This window comes from Variovorax sp. Root473, assembly GCF_001426505.1.
Taxonomy (GTDB): Bacteria; Pseudomonadota; Gammaproteobacteria; order Burkholderiales; family Burkholderiaceae_C; genus Variovorax.
The window spans coordinates 153,854-172,626 of sequence record NZ_LMEV01000014.1 but is presented as its reverse complement, the minus strand read 5'-3'; the positions used below and the strand labels follow the sequence as shown (position 1 = coordinate 172,626).

Genomic DNA, 18,773 nt, shown 5'->3' with positions numbered 1-18,773 from the left:
ATGCGTGCGGTGTTGGACGGATATACTCGATCGTCGCGCGGAAGCGTGATCGGGTTTGGAAGCCCGTCGAACCCTCTGCGACGAAAGCCGCAGTCACCGCCGCAGTCACCGCACATGGCCTGCGGCTTTTTCGTTCGTGCGCCTTTTTAGGCGGCTCGGACGGGAGGGCGCGAGCCCTGCCGGCTTTCGCAAGAGGGTTCCCGGTCTTCCAACCCGTTCGAGCTGCCGCCACCGTTTGGAAGCGGGTGCGTCGGCTGTAGCAAACAGAACCCGACTGGAGGCCTCTATGGCTGAATCTGCACCTGTGTCCGCGCAAGCAAGCGCCTGTCCTGTTGCCGTGTTGCCCGCTCTCGACGAACTTGCGATCCAAGCCTGCGACGACGCCGACAACCTCAACGCAGTAATGCGTGCCTACACCGCCCTAGAAAAGCTCGTAGACACCAGCGCCCTGAACGACAGCGAAGAGCTCGCCCCCACCCGCACCGAACTGAGCGCCTTGCTTCGCCTGCTCAACGAAGCGTTGATGACACGCATCGCCACCGTCAACACAACAGCCGGCCCCGTACGCGATGCGTTGCAAGCGCAACCCTCGCTCAAACCGGCTTAGCACGCGGAGGCCGACGTGAGGCCTCTGCATCACGACCGGCCCGCAACCCTCAAGCCGCCTTCGGCTCCGGCAACACCGCCGTCAACGCAAAGTCCACCAGCATCAGCCAGGTCTCTTCCAGCCCGGTGATGTTGTGGTGGTCCGAGTTCGACACGGTCTGCACGCTCACGGGCGTGGGCCAGGCGGCGATGAGTTTTTCGGAGCGTTCGTGCGGCACCACGTCGTCGCTCGCCGCGAGCAGCACCTGGGTCTTGGCGGCGACTTCCTTGCTGTGTTCGATGGAGTTGAAGCGGTGCCGCAGCAGCAGCGACAGCGGCACGAGCGGGAAGCGCTTCTTGGCGACTTCGAGCAGCGAGTCGTAGGGCGTGACGAGCTGCAGGCTCTCGAACTTCTGTTGCGCCACGAGCTGGATGGCCACGCCGGTGCCGAGGCTGCGGCCCACCACGTGCAGGCGCGCGTGCGGAAAGGCGCGGCGCAGGTGGTTGGCGAACTGGGCGGCGTCGGCCACGGAGGCCACTTCGGAAGGCGTGCCCTCCGAGTCGGCCACGCCCCGGTAGTTGAGCGCTGCAAAGCCGAAGCCCTCGGGCAGCCAGTGCAGCATCTGCGCGGTGGCGCGCACGTCTTCGCCCCGGCCCGCGAAGTAGATGAACAGGTCTTGCAGCGCGTCTTCGCCCTGCGGGTGGTACACGTAGCCGCGCACCATGCCGCCCGGCACGGAGTGGGAGTAGGTCGAGAAGTCGTCCGACAGATGCACCACGGGCAGCTTGCGGGCGTTGAACAGAATGTGGCCCTGCCGCGTGGCGAGCAGGGTCCAGTAGGCGGCCAGGCTGCCAATGGCGGCGGCCGAGGCCGACAGGGCAATGCGTGCAATCTTGGCTTGGGTCTTCGGCTGCAAATCGGGGCTCCCGCAAAAGTGGCTGCGTGGCATCGCAGAGGCAGGGCCCGCCCGATGCACTACGCGCAAGGGACGTAGTTTCACCGCGTTCGCGCGGCGCTGCGTTGCGAGGTGTATGGCACTGCCGCACGGCGCGCTGGCCGGGGCTGAAGATAATCTGGAGATGATCGCTCTCGACTGCTACTACAGCCTCTCCTCGCCCTGGGCCTACCTCGGCGGCCCGCAACTGCAAGACATCGTGCGCCGCCACCATGTGCAGCTCACGCTCAAGCCCTACGACTTCCAGGCGGTGGTGCCGCAGACCGGGGGCATTCCGCTGAAGACGCGACCGGAGCCGCGCCGCACGTACCACGCGCTGGAGCTGTCGCGCTGGCGCGATTACCTCGGCATGCCGATGAACCTGGAGCCGGCGCACTACCCCAAGGGCGCGCCGACCGACCCGAACTGGAACAAGCATCCCGGCTGGATGGTGATCGCCGCCCAGCTGCAGGGCCTTGACGCGCAGCCGCTGTCGCACGCCTTGCTGCGCGCACTGTGGGCCGAAGAGCGCGACACGGCGCAGGCCGCGGTGCGCATCGCGATCGCCGATGAAAACGGCTACGACGGCGCGGCGCTGCAGGCACTGGAGCAGTCGGCGCAGGTGCTGGCGGTGTACCGCGCCAACAGCGCCGACGCGGTGGAAGCGGGCGTGTTCGGCGCGCCCACGTTCATCCTGAACGGCGAGCGCTTCTGGGGGCAGGACCGCCTGGCGTTCCTCGATCGGGCGCTCGACAAGCTGCGCGCCGGCGGCTGAGCGACAACCTCTCTTTTTTCTTCAGAGGAACGAGCGCGGCAGCAGCGCGGGCACGAGCGTGCGGTGCAGCCGCTCGCGCCACCAGCGCAGCGCCTGGCCCTGCGCGCCGGTCTTCCACGCGAGCCAGAAGGCTTCGGGCGCGCGCGGTTCCTCGGTCGGCAGCTCGACCAGCGTGCCGCGCGCCAGCTCGTCGGTGATGCAGGCGCGCGGCAGGAAGCCGTGGCCCAGCCCGGCGACCTGGCAGGCGACCTTGGCGGCCATCGACGGCACGGTGATGCGCGGCTGGCCGGCCATGAGGCCCACGGTGCGGTCCGACAGGGTGCGCGCGGTGTCGCCGACCACGATGGCGTTGCAGTCGATGAGGTCGCCGCGCTGCACGGGGCGCTTCAACCGCGTGAGCGGGTGGGTGGGCGCGACGCAGAAGGCGAACGCCAGGCTGCCCACGGCCACGGCCTGGTGGCCGCCGCCGGCCGGGCCTTCGCCCGCGGCCACGACGATGTCGGCGCGGCCCTCGCGCAGCGCCTCCCAGCTGCCGGTGAGCGCCTCGCAGCCGATGCGCAGCCGCGTGCCGCAGCGCAGGTCTTCGAAGGCGCGGATGTCGTCCATGAAGGCCTGCGTGGGAATGAGCGAGTCGTGCACCAGCCGCAGCTCTGATTCATAGCCGGTGGCAATCTGCCGCATGCGCGATTCGAGGTCGCTCGCGGCGCCGAGCAGCCAGCGGCCTTCCTTGAGCATTTCCTCGCCGGCGGCGGTGAGGGTCACGCGCGGGCCGTTGCGCTCGAACAGCAGCATGCCCAACTGCTCTTCGAGTTTGCCCACGGCGTAGGAGATGGTGGAGGGCACCTTGTTCAGCCGCGCGGCGGCGGCGGCAAAGGAGCCGTGGCGCGCGATGGCGTCGACGACCTCGATGGCTTCCAGGGTGAGCTTGAGCACGGCGCGTTCCTCGCAACAAAAAAGGAATGATCGAAAAATTCGATCATTGAAGGTGAAAAGTTTCGTCGATGGGGCCCTGCGTGCATCGGATGATTCAGTCCACGCCAAGGAGATTCCCTCCGAAAGCGATTGTGAACCGAATCGAATATCCACGCACCCAACTTTGCCGAAGGAGCCTTTCATGACCGTCCAAGCCACCCCCACCGCCGGCGCCAAGCTGCTCACCCCCACCGACCACACGCTGGTGATGATCGACTTCCAGTCGCAGATGGCCTTTGCCACGCACTCGATCGACGCCGTCAACCTGCGCAACAACGCGGCGCTGGTGGCGCAGGCGGCGGCCGGCTTCAAGGTGTCGACCATCCTGACGACCGTGGCCGAGAAGAGTTTTTCGGGCCCGATGTTCAGCGAGATCACCGACGCCTTCCCCGGCCAGCAGATGCTCGACCGCACCTCGATGAACACCTGGGAAGACGCCGCCGTGATCGATCGCGTGAACGCCATCGGCAAGCCGCGCATCGTGCTGGCCGGCCTGTGGACCAGCGTGTGCATCGTGGGCCCGGCGCTGTCGGCGCTCGACCAGGGCTTCGAGGTGTACGTGATTGCCGACGCCTGCGGCGACGTGTCCACCGAGGCGCACAACCGCGCGATGGAGCGCATGGTGCAGGCCGGCGCGCAGCCGATGACCTCGCTGCAGTACCTGCTGGAGCTGCAGCGCGACTGGGCGCGTGGCGACACCTACGAGTTGACGACCGGTATTGCGAAGAGGGTGGGCGGCGCCTACGGTCTGGGCGTGACGTACGCCAAGACCATGTTCGGCGCCCACGAGGGCTGAGCGCCAGAGCACCCGAAAGGCCGACCGACCATGAAGACCTATGTCGTTTCCCTTGCGCTCGGCCTGCTGGTCGGCGTGATCTACGCGCTCTTCCAGGTGCGCTCGCCGGCGCCGCCGGTGATCGCCCTGGTGGGCCTGCTGGGCATCCTGCTCGGCGAGCAGATCCCGCCGCTGGTGCGGCAGGTGTTCGACCGGCCGGCCGCCACCTCGTGGCTGCATGACCAGGTCAAGCCGCACGTGTTCGGCGAGCTGCCGACCTGCGCGCAGCCCGGGGCGGTGAAGTCCGCCGCCGGCAGCCGCCCGTCCGAGCGGAGCGACGCATGAACGCCCCCGAACCGCAACGCCGCCACTTCCTGGGCGCCCTCGGCGCCTTTGCAGCCACCTCCCTCGCACCCGCATCCACCATGGCCACCACCCAGACCCCCGACCTCATCCTGCGCAACGGCCGCTTCACCACGCTGGACCGTGCCAACCCCACGGCCGACGCGGTGGCCATCAAGAATGGCCGCTTCACCCGCGTGGGCCGCGCCGAAGACGTGCTGCCGCTGGCCGGCAGCCACACCCGTGTGATCGACCTGCAAGGCCAGCGCGTGCTGCCGGGCCTCATCGACAACCACCTGCACATCATTCGCGGCGGCCTGAACTACAACATGGAGCTGCGCTGGGACGGCGTGAGGAGCCTGGCCGATGCGATGGGCATGCTCCGGCGCCAGGTGGCGATCACGCCCGCGCCGCAGTGGGTGCGCGTGGTGGGCGGCTTCACCGAGCACCAGTTTGTCGAGAAGCGCCTGCCGACCCTGGCCGAACTGAACGCGGTGGCGCCCGACACGCCGGTGTTCATCCTGCATCTGTACGACCGCGCGCTGCTCAACGGCGCCGCGCTGCGCGCCGTGGGCTACACCAAGGACACGCCCGCGCCGCCCGGCGGCGAGATCGTGCGCGACAGCGCCGGCAACCCCACGGGCCTGCTGCTGGCCAAGCCGAACGCGGCCATCCTCTACGCCACGCTGGGCAAGGGGCCGAAGCTGCCGTTCGACTACCAGCTCAACTCCACGCGCCACTTCATGCGCGAGCTGAACCGCCTGGGCGTGACCGGCGCCATCGACGCGGGCGGCGGCAACCAGAACTACCCCGACGACTACGAGGTGATCCAGAAGCTGCACGACGACGGGCAGCTCACGATCCGCCTGGCCTACAACCTCTTCACGCAGAAGCCCAAGGCCGAGAAGGACGACTTCCTGAACTGGACGGCCAACTCCACCTACAAACAGGGCGACGACTACTTCCGCCACAACGGCGCGGGCGAGATGCTGGTGTTCTCGGCGGCTGACTTCGAAGACTTCCGCCAGCCGCGCCCCGAGATGGGCCCCGAGATGGAAGGCGACCTCGAAGGCGTGGTGCGCATCCTGGCGCAGAACCGCTGGCCCTGGCGCATGCATGCGACCTACGACGAGACCATCAGCCGATCGCTCGACGTGTTCGAGAAGGTCAACAAGGACACGCCGCTCGCGGGCCTGAACTGGTTCTTCGACCATGCCGAGACGATCTCCGAGAAGTCGATGGACCGCATCGCCGCACTGGGCGGCGGCGTGGCGGTGCAGCACCGCATGGCCTACCAGGGCGAGTATTTCGTCGAGCGCTACGGCCCCGGCGCGGCCGAGGCGACACCGCCGGTCAAGCGCATGCTGGAGCGCGGCCTGAAGGTCTCGGCCGGCACCGACGCGACGCGCGTGGCCTCGTACAACCCGTGGGTGTCGCTGTCGTGGCTGGTCACCGGCAAGACGGTGGGCGGCATGCAGCTGTACCCGCAGCGCAACTGCCTGGACCGCGAGGCCGCGCTGCGCATGTGGACCGAGAACGTCACCTGGTTCTCGAACGAGGAGGGCAAGAAGGGCCGCATCCAGGAAGGCCAGCTGGCCGACCTGGTGGTGCCCGACCGCGATTTCTTCGCCTGCGCCGAATCGGAGATTGCCGACACCACGGCGTTGCTCACGATGGTGGGCGGCAAGGTGGTCTACGGCGCCGGCCCGTTCGCCGCGCACGACGAAGGCAGCCTGCCGCCCGCCATGCCCGACTGGTCGCCCGCGCGCACCTTCGGCGGCTATGCGGGCTGGGCCGACAAGCAGGAAGGCGCGCCGCTGCAGAAGGTGATGCGCAACGCGGCCATGTCGTGCGCCTGCGCCAACGACTGCAACGTGCACGGCCACCAGCACGCCACGGCCTGGAGCAGCAAGCTGCCCATCGCCGACCTGAAGAGCTTCTGGGGCGCGCTGGGTTGCGCCTGCTGGGCGGTGTGATGAAGGCGATGCACTGGACTCTTTCGCCCGCTGTGCGCTGGATCGCCTTGCTGCTGCTGTGCGCGGCCTACCTGCAGGGCGGCCTGAACAAGGCGATGGATTTCGACGCCGCCATCGGCGAGATGAACCACTTCGGCCTGTCGCCGGCCGGTCCGCTGGCCGTGGCGGTGATCGTGCTGGAACTGGGCGCCGCGGCGCTCATCCTCACCGGCTTCTGGCGCTGGCTCGGCGCGCTCGCGCTGGGCGCCTTCACGCTGATGGCGACTTTCGTCGCGCTGCGCTTCTGGGAAATGCCGATGGGGCACGAGCGCTTCATGGCCGCCAACTCCTTCTTCGAACACCTGGGCCTGGTCGGCGGCTTCGTGCTGGTTGCCTGGCTCGATCTCAAGGAGCGCCACGATGACTGAGCCTCAAAAGTCTGCCGGCGCCTTCGCGCCGCTGCGCCAGCCGGTCTTCGCCGTGCTGTGGGCCGCCACGGTGCTGGGCAACATCGGCAGCTTCATGCGCGACGTGGCCAGTTCGTGGCTGGTGACCGACCTGTCGGCCAGCCCGACGGCGGTGGCGCTGATCCAGACGGCGGCGACGCTGCCGATCTTCCTGCTGGCGATTCCGGCGGGCGTGCTGTCGGACATCCTCGACCGCCGGCGCTTCCTGATCTTCGTGCAGGTGCTGCTGGCCGCCGTGAGCGGCACGCTGCTGGTGCTGTCGCACACGGGCGCGCTCACGGTCGAATACCTGATTGCACTGACCTTCGTGGGCGGCATCGGCGCGGCGCTCATGGGGCCGACCTGGCAGTCGATCGTGCCGGAGCTGGTGCCGCGCAGCGAGCTCAAGGGCGCCGTGGCGCTGAACTCGCTGGGCATCAACATCGCGCGCTCCATCGGGCCGGCGGCGGGCGGGCTGATTCTGGCGAGCTTCGGCGCGGCCGCCACCTACGGGCTGGACGTGCTGAGCTACGTGTTCGTGATCGCAGCGCTCTTGTGGTGGAAGCGCCCGGCGGCGGTGGACAGCGGGCTGTCCGAGAACTTCTTCGGCGCCTTCCGCGCGGGCATCCGCTACACGCGGGCCAGCAAGGAACTGCATGTGGTGTTGCTGCGCGCGGCGGTGTTCTTTGTGTTCGCCAGCTCGGTATGGGCGCTGCTGCCGCTGGTGGCGCGCCAGATGCTCGGCGGCACCGCGAGCTTCTACGGCATCCTGCTCGGCGCGGTGGGCGCGGGCGCCATCGGCGGCGCGCTGGTGATGCCGCGGCTGCGCGCCCGGCTCGATGCCGACGGCATGCTGCTGCTCGCGTCGCTGCTCACGGCTGCGGTGATGGGCGGCCTGGTGTTCGCGCCGCCGCAATGGCTCGCGGTGCTGATGTTGCTGGTGCTGGGCCTGGGCTGGATCATTGCGCTGACCACGCTCAACGGGGTGGCGCAGTCGATCCTGCCGAACTGGGTGCGCGGGCGCGGGCTGGCCGTGTACCTCACGGTGTTCAACGGCGCCATGGCGGCCGGCAGCCTGGGTTGGGGCCTGATCGCGCAACAGATCGGCGTGCCGGCCACGCTGGTGGCGGGCGCGGCGGGGCTGGTGGTGATGGGCATGGTGTTCCATCGCGTGCGGCTGCCCGCCGGCGAGGCCGACCTGCAGGCTTCGAACCACTGGCCCGAACCGCTGCTGGCCGAACCGGTGGCGCACGACCGCGGGCCCGTGATGATCCAGGTCGAGTACCGCATCCGCAAGGAAGACCGCCCGGCGTTCCTGGCGGCGATGAAGAAGCTCTCGCTCGAGCGCCGCCGCGACGGCGCCTACGCCTGGGGCGTGCAGGAGCACACGGCCGACGCCGAGCGCGTGATGGAGTGGTTCCTCGTGGAGTCGTGGGCCGAGCACCTGCGCCAGCACCACCGCGTGTCGCACGCCGATGCCGACCTGCAGGCCGAGGCGCTGCGCTTTCACATCGGCCCGGGCAAGCCCGAGGTGCACCACTTCCTGGCGCTTTAGGATAGGAGCGGGGTGTTGGGGCGGGGCATGGGCCCTCGGTCGCCAGGGGCGATGCCCCGTGGCGATAATCCTGCGATGCGAATCCGCTTTACCAAGATGCAGGGAGCCGGCAACGATTTCGTCGTGCTCGACGAAACGCGCGGCACGCTGGGCCTCACGGCCGCGCAGTACCGCTTCCTGGCCGACCGCCATTTCGGCGTTGGCGCCGACCAGATCCTCACCGTGCGCCCATCGCCGGGCGAAGGCATCGATTTCCAGTACGTGATCCACAACGCCGACGGCGGCGAGGTGGAGCAGTGCGGCAACGGGGCGCGCTGTTTCATGCGCTTCGTGAGCGAGCACGGTCTGACCGACAAGAAAGACGTGCGCGTGCAGACGCTGGCCGGCGTGATCGAGCCGCGCATGGGCGCCGACGGCCGGGTGACGGTGGACATGGGCGCCCCGGTCTTCGAGGCCGCGCGCGTGCCCTTCGACACCGCCGGGCTCGATGCCCAGCCCGACGGTTCTTGGGAAAAGTGGCACCTCGCCCTGGGCACCCGCGCCGGCAGCGCTATCGTTTCGGTAGCGGTGCTGTCGATGGGCAACCCACACGCGGTGCAGGTGGTCGACAACGTCGACACCGCGCCGGTGGCCGAGCAGGGCCCCCAGATCGAGCACCACCCGCGCTTTCCGCAGCGCGTGAACGCAGGCTTCATGCAGGTGGTCGACCGCACGAACATCAAGCTGCGGGTGTTCGAGCGCGGTGCCGGCGAAACGCTGGCCTGCGGCACGGGCGCCTGCGCGGCGGTGGTGGCGGGCATCCGCCTGGGGCTGCTGGATTCCCGCGTCGACGTGCAGACGCACGGCGGCATTCTCACGATCGAGTGGCAGGGCGACGGCCGGCCGGTGCTCATGACAGGACCGGCCACGACGGTGTTCGAGGGCGAGATCGACGTGCCCGACATTTCGGAACAGCCATGACCCCATTCACCCACGACAACAACGCCATGAACCCGATCACCGAAGACGACATCGCGAACTACCTGTCGAACACGCCCGACTTCTTCGAGCGCCACGCCCAGCTGCTGGCGCAGGTGCAGCTCACCAGCCCGCACGGCAACCGCGCCGTGAGCCTGCAGGAGCGCCAGGCCGAGATGCTGCGCGAGAAGATCAAGGCGCTGGAGCACCGCCTGATGGACATGGTGCGCCATGGCACCGAAAACGTCGTCATCGCCGACCGCCTGCAGCGCTGGACCAAGGGCCTCCTGACCACGCGCGATCCGCGCAGCCTGCCGTACCGCATCGCGGTCGACCTGCAGTCGCTGTTCCTGGTGCCGCAGACGGCCATCAAGGTGTGGGACTGCGGCACCGAGTACCTGAACGAAGCCTATGCCCAGTGGGTGAGCGACGACGTGAAGGCGCTGGCCACCTCGCTCACGTCGCCGTACTGCGGGCTCAACTCGGGTTTCGAGGCGGCCAACTGGCTGCCCGAGCCGCAGGGCGCCTCATCGATCGCGCTGATTCCGCTGCGCGCCGACGCCGAATCGCCGGCCTTCGGCCTGCTGGTGCTGGCGTCGCCGGACGCGCAGCGCTTCAACGCCGAAATGGGCACGGACTTTCTCGAGCGCATCGCCGAGCTCTCGTCGGGCGCGCTGTCGCGGCTGCGCCCTTGAACCGTTCCCGCCGTCCCGCGACACGCGGGTGGCGCCGCCGGCCCTGGCTGGCCGGCCTGTGCATGGTCGTGCTGGCCGGGGTGCTGACGTATGTCGCCATCGCGGGCGTGATCTGGCAGCGTGCCGAAGCTGCACTGGCCGGCCCGCTGCCGCGCGCGGCCGACGTGGCGCTGGTGCTGGGCAACCGCGCCTACCTCGACGGCAAGCCGAACCCCTGCCTCACGGGCCGGGTCGACCAGGGCATCGTGCTGGCACGCGCCGGCCGCGTGCAGACGCTGGTGTTCTCGGGCGGTGTCGATGTCGAAGACGGCCGCATCGAAGCCGAGGTGATGCGCGACCACGCCACGGCCGAGGGCTACACGGGGCCGATGGTGCTGGAGTCGGTGTCGTCGTCCACGCGCGCCAACCTGTCGCTGTCGCGCACGCTGCTGGAAGCGAACGGCGTGCGCAGCGTGATCATCGTGTCGGAGCCGTACCACCTGTGGCGCATCGAGCGACTGGTGCGTGCCAGCGGCTTCGACCAGGCCTTCGACGTGCAGTACGCCGCCGCGCCCACCTCGTGCTGGCGCCGCTGGGGCATGCTGTTCAAGGGCGCATTGCGCGAGCCGGCGGCCATCGTGAACAATGCATCGCTCGGTTATCTGTTCTAGCTAGCGCGGCCCCCGGCGGCGCACCGAGCACGACGACACCATGGAATGGATCGACAAATACCTCGAACACGTGCGCGTGGAGCGTCGGCTCGCGCCGCGCACGGTCGAGTTGTATGCCTTCCACCTGCGCGCGCTGACCGACCACGCGGCCGAGGCCAACCTGCCGCTGGACCGCGTGCAGACGGCGCACATTCGCCGCTGGATGGCGCAGCTGCACAGCGCCGGGCGCGAGCCGCGCGGCATTGCGCTGGTGCTGTCGTGCTGGCGCAGCTTCTACCGCTGGCTCGGCCATGAAGGGCTGATCGGCTTCAACCCGGTGCAGGACGTGCACGCGCCCAAGGCGGGCCGGCCGCTGCCGAAGGCGCTGGGCGTGGACGACGCGGTGCGTTTGGCCGAGCTGTACGACCCCGAGGCCGACCCCTGGACCGAAGCGCGCGACGGCGCCATCGTCGAAATGCTTTATGGCTGCGGCCTGCGCGTGAGCGAGCTCACGGGGCTCGACGCGCAGGCGAGCGGCACGGCGCGCGGCTGGGTCGATCTCGACGCCATGGAAGCCCATGTGCTCGGCAAGGGCAGCAAGCGGCGCAGCGTGCCCGTGGGCAGCAAGGCGGCCGAAGCGCTGCGCGACTGGCTCGCGGTGCGCGGCGAGCGCCAGGAGCCGGCACTGTTCGTCAGTGCACGCGGCGCGCGCATGTCGTCACACGCGGTGTGGAAGCTGCTGCGCGAGCGCAGCCTGAAGGCGGGCCTGGCCGCGCCGGTGCACCCGCACATGCTGCGCCACTCGTTCGCGAGCCACGTGCTGCAGTCGAGCAGCGACCTGCGCGCGGTGCAGGAGCTGCTGGGCCATGCCAACATCGCGACCACGCAGGTCTACACGCGGCTGGATTTCCAGCACCTGGCCAAGGTCTATGACGCGGCGCATCCGCGTGCCAAGGCCCGGCCCGACAAGGACGGCAAGTAGCCACCGTCCGCAGCTTTTCTTTTCGACTTTTATTTCCTCTTTCATTCATCCGTTTCGCCATGAAAACCCTTCGCCTCAAGCCGGGCAAGGAGCGCTCGCTCCAACGCCGCCATCCCTGGGTCTTCGAATCCGCCATTGCGCGCGGCGGCGCGGACTCGGGGGAAACGGTGCGTGTGGAGTCGCACGACGGCCACTTTCTCGCGTGGGCGGCTTTCGGCCCCACGTCGAAGATCCGGGCCCGTGCCTGGAGCTTTGATGAGAAGCAGCGCATCGACGCTGCTTTTTTTTCCACGGTCTGCACGCGCGCGGTGAACGCCCGCGGCCTGTTCGACCTGCAGAGCGACGGCGTGCGGCTGGTGCACGGCGAGGCCGACGGCCTGCCGGGGCTGATCGTCGACCGCTACGGCGACACGCTGGTGGCGCAGTTTCTGTCGGCGGGCGTGGAGCGCTGGAAGGACGTGCTGGCCGATGCGCTGCTCGAGGCCACGGGCCTCACCAAGCTCTATGAACGCTCCGACGCCAGCGGCCGCGAACGCGAAGGCCTCAAGCCCGTCACGGGCTGGCTGCGCGGCGAGGGCGAGACCCAGATCACCATCCGCGAGCACGGCTGGAAGCTCTCGCTCGACATTGCCACCGGCCACAAGACCGGCTTCTACCTCGACCAGCGCGACAGTCGCCAGCGTTTTGCCGAGTTGGCGCAGCACCGGCGCTTTCGGCGCGTGCTCAATTGCTTTTGCTACACGGGCGGCTTCACCGTGGCGGCGCTCGCGGGCCTGAAGGCGGCCGGCGCGCTCGACGGGGCCTCGCTGGTGTCGGTCGATTCGTCGAAGCCCGCACTCGACCGGGCCCGCGCACACCTGGCGCTGAACGGCTTCGAGGGGCAGGGCATCGCGGCCGAGTTTCTCGATGCCAACGTGAACACCGTGCTGCGCGAGTTCATCGACCAGGGCCGCACCTTCGACGCCATCGTGCTTGACCCGCCGAAGTTCGCGCCCACGGTGGCGCACGCCGAGCGCGCGGCGCGTGCCTACAAGGACATCAACCGCCTGGCGCTCAAGCTGCTGGAGCCGGGCGGCGTGCTGCTGACGTTTTCATGCTCGGGCGGCATCAGCGCCGACCTGTTCCACAAGATCGTGGCCTCGGCCGGGCTGGACGCCGGCGTGGACGGTTACATCGCCGAACGCCTGGGCGCCGCGCCCGACCACCCGATGACCATCGAGTTCCCGGAAGGGGAGTACCTGAAGGGGCTGGTGGTGGTGAGAAAGCTGCTGTGAACGGGGGCTTGACCCCATCGGCAACGCAACTCAGTGGCATTGGCTAAACTGCCCGCCAATCCCCCGCCTTTTCTGTTTTCCGCTTTCGGAGCACTTTTCCATGGCCCTCATTCCCGCGACCATCCTGACCGGCTTTCTCGGCTCGGGCAAAACCACGCTGCTCAAGCGCATCCTGACCGAGGCCCATGGCCAGAAGATCGCGGTCATCGAGAACGAGTTCGGCGAGGAGAACATCGACAGCGACATCCTCGTGACCGAGTCGAAGGAGCAGATCGTTCAGATGAGCAACGGCTGCGTCTGCTGCACGATCCGCGAAGACCTGCGCGAGGCGCTGCAGCTGCTGGCCGCCAAGAAGCGCCAGGGCCTGCTCGATTTCGACCGCGTGGTGATCGAGACCACCGGCCTGGCCGACCCCGGCCCGGTGGCGCAGACCTTCTTCATGGACGACGAGATCGCCGAGAGCTACCTGCTCGACTCGATCCTCACGCTGGTCGATGCCAAGCACGCGCCGCAGCAGCTCAACGACCGCCAGGAAGCACGCCGCCAGGTGGGCTTTGCCGACCAGATCTTCATCAGCAAGAGCGAACTGGTGTCGGCCGAAGAGACCGATGCGCTCATCCATCGCCTGAAGCACATGAACCCGCGCGCGCCCCAGCAGAAGGCGCACTTCGGCGACGTACCGCTGAAGGACATCTTCGACCTGCGCGGTTTCAACCTGAACGCCAAGCTGGACATCGACCCGGACTTCCTGAAGGAAGACGACCACGACCATCACGACCACGATGGTCATGACCACGCGCATGGCGAGCACTGCGACCACCCCTCGCACAAGCACGAAGGCCACGGGCATCACCATCACACCGATGACGACGTGAAGAGCTTCGTCTACAAGGCCGACCGGCCTTTCGACCCGGCCAAGCTCGAGGACTTCCTGGGCGCCATCGTGAACATCTACGGCCCGCGCATGCTGCGCTACAAGGGCGTGCTGAACATGAAGGGCACCGAGCGCAAGGTGATCTTCCAGGGCGTGCACCAACTCATGGGCAGCGACCTGGGCCCGGAGTGGGGCAAGGACGAAGAGCGCCAGAGCCGCATGGTGTTCATCGGCATCGAGCTGCCGCGCGAGATCCTGGAGCAGGGCCTGGAGCAGTGCCTGGTCTGAGCACGCTCGCCTGACCGAATAAAAAAACGGCGCTGGCCTCGCGGTCAGCGCCGTTTTTCATGGGCGGGAGGCGGTTACTTGCCGAGCGGCGACCCCACCGGCTTGCCGATGAGCTTGAGCTGGCCTTCGCTGAACTCGACCTGGCTGACCACGTCGTCGCCCGCGCGCTTCACGTAGCCGTTCTCCTCGGCCTGTTCGATCAGGCCCGCGACCATTTCGGGCGGCGGCGTCTGGCCGCTGCCGGCACCGGTCTCGGCCAGCTTCTCGATCCACTTCACCGGCACGCGCGCGTTGGCCTTGAGCACGCCGCGCTTGAGCACCAGCGCGTTGCCGGGCAGCTGCATGTCTTCGTCGGTCACGCCGGCGAGGGCGACCGAGTAGCTGATCTCGGCGCTCTGGCCGCCGACCTCGACCAGCATCCGGTCGATGCCCGCCTCAGGGCTATGCCTGGCCATGGCCTTGAGGTCGGGCGCGAGCTGTTCGACCAGCGCCTGCATCGCGTCCTTCTGGGCCTTGCTGCGCTGGCCGCAGCCGGCACCGGCGGTCGACTGCAGCCAGGCGTCGGCCAGCTTCTTGTAGCCGGCCGCCTGGATGCGGCGTGCGCTGCTGGCGATCTCGAACTTGTCGATGGTGGTCTCGTTGACCTTGCCTTTGCCCTTGAAGGCGCCTTCGGAGGCGTACAGGCCGTCCTTGATGGTGGCTTCGCCGGTCAGGTCGATGCTTTGCAGCAGCACCTTGATCGCCTTGGCGGGGGTGGCGCCCTCGGCACCCGGAACCAGGCCCTTGGGCGCATTCAGTTCGAAGCTGTCGAGGCGACCTTCGGTCTTGCCCGTGGCCAGCATCCAGCCGGCACTGCCGTCCATGTCGGCCTTGGCCGTGAACTTGCCCATCTTCAGCTGCACGCCCTTGGAGGCGGTGCTGACGTCCAGGCCGGGCATCGTCATGTCGTAGCGCACGTGGGTGCGGGCCGCGTTCATGTCCAGGCGGGCTTGCGCGCCCTGCCATGCGAACTCGCCCTTGCCTTCTTCGGCCAGCTTGGCGGGCGCGACCGTGAGGTCGGTGGTGAAGCCGCCGCCGAAACCGACCTTGGTGTGCGCGGTCAGCGGCTTGGCCTTGCCGAACAGCTTTTCGGCTTCGGCCTGCGCCTTCGCGTCGAGCACGAGTTCGCTGTCGATGACGGCCGCCGCCAGCGTGCCGCCGGCGAACGGGCCGTGATGGATGGTGTCGCGGAAGGTGATGCGCACGGGCTTGGGCGGCGTGGCCTTGGCGTCGTTGTCGTCTTCGGTGGGTTCTTCATCGTCGCCTTCGGTCGCGGCCTCGGCGACATCGGTCGTGGCGGCGGCCGGCGCGGCGGCGGGTGCCGACGCGGCAGGGGCTGTGGCGGCTTCGGCCTCGGCCGGGCAACCCAGTTCGAGCGTCACGGTGCTCACGGCGCCGAAGAAGTTGCGCTCGTAGCTGCGCTCGATCACGCGCACCAGCGCGGTCTGCTTGGGCAGTTCGCCCAGGGCGACGTCGTAGCTCGATTTGATTTGCGCGCCGGCCCACCAGGTGCTGCCGCCGTAGGCGACGGCGATGGCCGCGGCCAGGACTCCCAATACTGCTTTTTTGCTCAAGATTATTTTCCGATCGGTTGTTTGAAGGCACGCCGCGGTGTCTCCCCGACCCGCGGCGTGCCTGCGCCACCCCCTGTGGTGGCGCCGCGCGATGCTACCGGAGCAGGGCAGTGCGGTACCTGATGGCACTGCGTTTCGAGTTCTCTATACAATCGCGCGCCTGTTCCGGGAGCCATGCTTCGCCCACAGGGGCGAGATATGACTGACGGCACGGGGCGCCAAGGGTTTTTGGCGGGCTTTCGGGGGTATAACCCCGGGGTTCACCCACCTGCGGACGCCTCCGACAACGTGGAGCCCGCGCGGCCTGACATCCGCAACGGTTCCTTTGGGAGGAGACACCCAGTGAAAGCGCGTTCCAGTTCGTACAAGGAGCCAGTCACCGTGAAGAAACCCGCCGCCAAGGCCACGCCAGCCACCAAGTCCGCCGCAAAGAAGGCGCCGGCTGTGAAGGCTGTACCCGCGACGAAGAAGGTTTCCGCCACCGCTGCTGCCGCCTCTGCCGCGAAAGAGAAAAGCGCTGTCAAAAAGCCAGCGGCAACCCCGGCCAAGACCGGGACCGCTGCTGCCAAGAAGTCCGCCAAGCCCGCAACCAAGACCGCGAGCACGGCGCCCACGCCATCCCAACCGGTCGGCCGTCCTGCGGCCACCCTTTCTGCTCCCCCGACCCCCATGAAAAAAACGGCTGCCGCCTCATCTTCCGCCCCGGCGACACCCTCGATCCCCGCTACGCCCGCTCCCGCTGCGCGTGGTGGCCGCGTGTCCCGGCTGTCGCAACTCACCGTGCCCTCGATGCCCCAATCCGTGGCCTCGACCGCCGCCAAGTCCAGCTTCTCGCAGGCGCCTTCCACCGCGCTGGTGCCGCCGCCGCCGCTGGCCGTCAAGAAAGACCCGAAGCTGGCCAACAACTGGAAGGCCAAGACCGCCGCCGAGCTGAGCGATGCCGAAGTCATTGCCATGCCCGACGACGAGTACATGAACGAAAAGCAGATGGCGTTCTTCCGCCTCAAGCTGGTGGAACTGAAGCGCGGCATCCTGGAAAACGCCGGCGAAACCACCGAGCACCTGCGCGAAGACACCGTGGTGGTGCCCGACCCGGCCGACCGCGCCACCATCGAGGAAGAGCACGCGCTCGAACTGCGCACGCGCGACCGCGAACGCAAGCTGCTCAAGAAGATCGAGCAGTCGATCCAGCGCATCGATGCGGGCGACTACGGCTATTGCGACGAGACCGGCGAGCCCATCGGCGTCGGCCGCCTGCTGGCCCGCCCGACCGCGACGCTTTCGCTCGAAGCGCAGCAGCGCCGCGAGCTGAAGCAGAAAATGTTCGGGGATTGAGCATCAGCAAGGTAGAGCGAAATCCGCGCCTTCGATAACCTTCTCTGAATGGCAAAGGAAGAGTCAGGCCGCCTTTTTTCGAAGGTGGCCAAGTTCGTTCGAAATCCCCTGAAAGACTGGTCGGAGCTGGACGCCCCGTCCTCCGACTCGTCGCTGCCCGAGCAAACCTACAGCCGCGAAATGCTGAAGGAAATGATCGAGCGGCGCCAGCGCAACGACTTCGTGCGCCGCCGCGAGTTCGACATGCTGCGCAAGCTGCGCCAGCGCGAGGCGGCGGCCCATGCCTTCGAGGCGACGGTCACGCCGTCGTCGTTCAACCTCAACAGCAGCTCCGAAAAATCCGAAGGCCGCGCGCTCACGCTCAAGAAGATCGACGAGATCGAGGAGCAGATGTCGCAGCAGTGGTGGAAGGGCCGCGGGCCGAACGGCCAGACGCTGGTCAATCCGCCGCCCGACGCGGGCGCTGAGACGCTGCCGCCGGTCGACAATGGCGATGACCCGTTGCCGACCGCTGCAGTACCTGCAGCCGCGGCGCCGCAGGTTGTTGCCGCGGCAGCCGCTCCCGCGCCGCAGCCGTCCCGGCTCGCGCACGACGGCGCGCTCGAAGAAGCGGTGATCCGCTTCGCGCACGGCGACGACACCGGCGCCGAAGCCATCCTGCTGCAGGCGCTGGCCGCCGAAAGTGCGTTCTCCGCCGACGACGCCACCGCAGCCGCCACGCTGGAGCGCGACGACGCCCGCTGGCGCGCGCTGTTCGACCTGTACCGCGCCACCGGCGACGCCGCCAAGTTCGCGGCCGCCCGCATGCGCTATGCGCAGCGCATGAAACGCATGGGGCCCGACTGGGTCTCGCTCGACGAGCTCGCGCGCAGCGTGAAGGCCGTCACCGCCAGCGAAGACGCCGAGGCGGCCTCCGACACCACCGGTGCCGCCGACTGGGCCAGCCCCGCGCACCTGACGCGCGAGGGGCTCATGGCGCTCACGCGCGCGCTCTCGCGGGCCGGCATGGTCTGGACGCTCGACTGGCGCGCGCTCACCGAGATCGATCCGCCGGCCGCCGCGCCGCTGCGCATCCTGTTCGCGCACTGGTCCGATTCGCCGGTGCAGCTGCGCTTCTTCGGCGCCTCGCAACTCATGGCCGTGCTGGCCGCGGCCACGCCCAACAACGAGCGCCATCCCGACGACGCCTGGTGGCAGCTGCGCCTGGCGGCGCTGCGCATGATGCACCTGCCCGACGACTTCGAGCTGGTGGCGCTCAACTACTGCATCACCTACGAGGTGTCGCCGCCGTCCTGGCAAGACCCGAAGGGCGAGTGCACCTCGCTGGCCGCGCCGCCGGCGAGCCGGCCGAGCTCGGTGTGGTCCCTGCTGTCGGTCGGGGGCGATTCCGAGAGCTTCCCGTCCACCGACAGCGGCTTCGCCGCGCTGGCGGGCGACCTGCGCGGTGATTCGCTGTCGTGCTGGCAGCGCCTGGACCACGAACTGCGCCACACGACGGCGCCGGTGATCTCGTGCGCGGCCCTGCTGCGCATGGACCTGACGGCGGCTGGCACGCTGCTGAGCTGGGTCCGCGAGCGCGATGCGAACGGTGAGCGGGTGCAGTTCGTCGACGCCCACCGGCTGATCGCCGCGCTGTTCGGGCTGATCGGCATCACGGACCACGCCACGGTCGCCGTTCGCAAGAACTGAGCCCGTAACAGGGGTTCCTCGGCCCCTGCGCGGTGGTGTTTTCCGCCAGCAGTTTGTCCGACCGAAAGGGTTGCATTGGCGGGGCCCATCCCCAGAT

At 68.5% G+C, this 18,773-nt stretch carries 18 protein-coding genes; 15 read left to right on the top strand and 3 right to left on the bottom strand.

Going from position 1 to position 18,773, the window contains the following annotated elements:
* Positions 1-286: 286 nt before the first annotated feature.
* A complete protein-coding gene (locus ASD34_RS08710; RefSeq protein ID WP_056575766.1) occupies positions 287-607 on the top strand; it encodes a hypothetical protein in 321 nt (106 codons plus the stop codon).
* Positions 608-656: 49 nt separating this feature from the next.
* On the opposite strand, the gene ASD34_RS08705 is transcribed toward ASD34_RS08710, so the two are convergent.
* Positions 657-1,502 (bottom strand): alpha/beta hydrolase, encoded by an 846-nt coding sequence (locus ASD34_RS08705; RefSeq protein WP_235510015.1) that lies wholly within the window; start codon positions 1,500-1,502, stop codon positions 657-659.
* A 163-nt stretch (positions 1,503-1,665) separates the two neighbouring features.
* Here ASD34_RS08705 and ASD34_RS08700 point away from each other — a divergent pair, with 163 nt between their 5' ends.
* A complete protein-coding gene (locus ASD34_RS08700; protein ID WP_056575760.1) occupies positions 1,666-2,295 on the top strand; it encodes a 2-hydroxychromene-2-carboxylate isomerase in 630 nt (209 codons plus the stop codon).
* A gap of 21 nt (positions 2,296-2,316) precedes the next feature.
* Here ASD34_RS08700 and ASD34_RS08695 read toward each other — a convergent pair whose 3' ends face one another.
* On the bottom strand, positions 2,317-3,228 hold the full coding sequence (locus ASD34_RS08695; protein WP_056575757.1) for a LysR family transcriptional regulator: 912 nt from the start codon (positions 3,226-3,228) through the stop codon (positions 2,317-2,319).
* A 181-nt stretch (positions 3,229-3,409) separates the two neighbouring features.
* Between ASD34_RS08695 and ASD34_RS08690 the strand changes: the two genes are divergently transcribed.
* The 11 genes from ASD34_RS08690 to ASD34_RS08640 all read left to right on the top strand — a co-directional run bounded on the left by ASD34_RS08690 (position 3,410) and on the right by ASD34_RS08640 (position 14,039).
* The gene (locus ASD34_RS08690; protein ID WP_056575753.1) at positions 3,410-4,063 is read left to right on the top strand and encodes a hydrolase; all 654 of its coding nucleotides are present in this window, start codon (positions 3,410-3,412) and stop codon (positions 4,061-4,063) included.
* Between the two features lie 30 nt (positions 4,064-4,093).
* Complete coding sequence (locus tag ASD34_RS08685) at positions 4,094-4,387, top strand: DUF1427 family protein (protein WP_056575750.1); 294 nt, start codon at positions 4,094-4,096, stop codon at positions 4,385-4,387.
* Between the two features lie 80 nt (positions 4,388-4,467).
* Positions 4,468-6,360, top strand: a complete 1,893-nt coding sequence (locus ASD34_RS08680; RefSeq protein WP_056576202.1) for an amidohydrolase — start codon at positions 4,468-4,470, stop codon at positions 6,358-6,360.
* Positions 6,361-6,368: 8 nt separating this feature from the next.
* Positions 6,369-6,767, top strand: coding sequence for a DoxX family protein (locus ASD34_RS08675; RefSeq protein WP_056576199.1), 399 nt, complete (start codon positions 6,369-6,371; stop codon positions 6,765-6,767).
* On the top strand, positions 6,760-8,340 hold the full coding sequence (locus ASD34_RS08670; protein WP_056575747.1) for an MFS transporter: 1,581 nt from the start codon (positions 6,760-6,762) through the stop codon (positions 8,338-8,340). Before ASD34_RS08675 ends, ASD34_RS08670 begins: the two co-directional genes overlap by 8 nt.
* Before the next feature lie 75 nt (positions 8,341-8,415).
* Complete coding sequence (gene dapF, locus ASD34_RS08665; protein WP_056575744.1) at positions 8,416-9,300, top strand: diaminopimelate epimerase; 885 nt, start codon at positions 8,416-8,418, stop codon at positions 9,298-9,300.
* The gene (locus tag ASD34_RS08660; RefSeq protein WP_056575740.1) at positions 9,297-9,992 is read left to right on the top strand and encodes a DUF484 family protein; all 696 of its coding nucleotides are present in this window, start codon (positions 9,297-9,299) and stop codon (positions 9,990-9,992) included. The genes dapF and ASD34_RS08660 overlap by 4 nt, the downstream gene beginning before the upstream one ends.
* On the top strand, positions 9,989-10,642 hold the full coding sequence (locus ASD34_RS08655; protein ID WP_235510014.1) for a YdcF family protein: 654 nt from the start codon (positions 9,989-9,991) through the stop codon (positions 10,640-10,642). Before ASD34_RS08660 ends, ASD34_RS08655 begins: the two co-directional genes overlap by 4 nt.
* Before the next feature lie 40 nt (positions 10,643-10,682).
* Entirely contained in the window at positions 10,683-11,603 is a 921-nt protein-coding gene (locus ASD34_RS08650) for a tyrosine recombinase XerC (protein WP_056575733.1), read from the top strand.
* Positions 11,604-11,662: 59 nt separating this feature from the next.
* On the top strand, positions 11,663-12,877 hold the full coding sequence (locus ASD34_RS08645; RefSeq protein WP_056575730.1) for a class I SAM-dependent rRNA methyltransferase: 1,215 nt from the start codon (positions 11,663-11,665) through the stop codon (positions 12,875-12,877).
* A 100-nt stretch (positions 12,878-12,977) separates the two neighbouring features.
* Entirely contained in the window at positions 12,978-14,039 is a 1,062-nt protein-coding gene (locus ASD34_RS08640) for a CobW family GTP-binding protein (protein ID WP_056575727.1), read from the top strand.
* A 74-nt stretch (positions 14,040-14,113) separates the two neighbouring features.
* On the opposite strand, the gene ASD34_RS08635 is transcribed toward ASD34_RS08640, so the two are convergent.
* Entirely contained in the window at positions 14,114-15,652 is a 1,539-nt protein-coding gene (locus ASD34_RS08635; RefSeq protein WP_235510013.1) for a YdgA family protein, read from the bottom strand.
* A gap of 381 nt (positions 15,653-16,033) precedes the next feature.
* Between ASD34_RS08635 and dksA the strand changes: the two genes are divergently transcribed.
* Both dksA and ASD34_RS08620 read left to right on the top strand, forming a co-directional pair.
* A complete protein-coding gene (gene dksA, locus ASD34_RS08625) occupies positions 16,034-16,987 on the top strand; it encodes an RNA polymerase-binding protein DksA (RefSeq protein WP_235510021.1) in 954 nt (317 codons plus the stop codon).
* Between the two features lie 48 nt (positions 16,988-17,035).
* The gene (locus ASD34_RS08620; RefSeq protein WP_056575719.1) at positions 17,036-18,676 is read left to right on the top strand and encodes an STAS domain-containing protein; all 1,641 of its coding nucleotides are present in this window, start codon (positions 17,036-17,038) and stop codon (positions 18,674-18,676) included.
* The last annotated feature ends 97 nt before the right edge of the window (positions 18,677-18,773 follow it).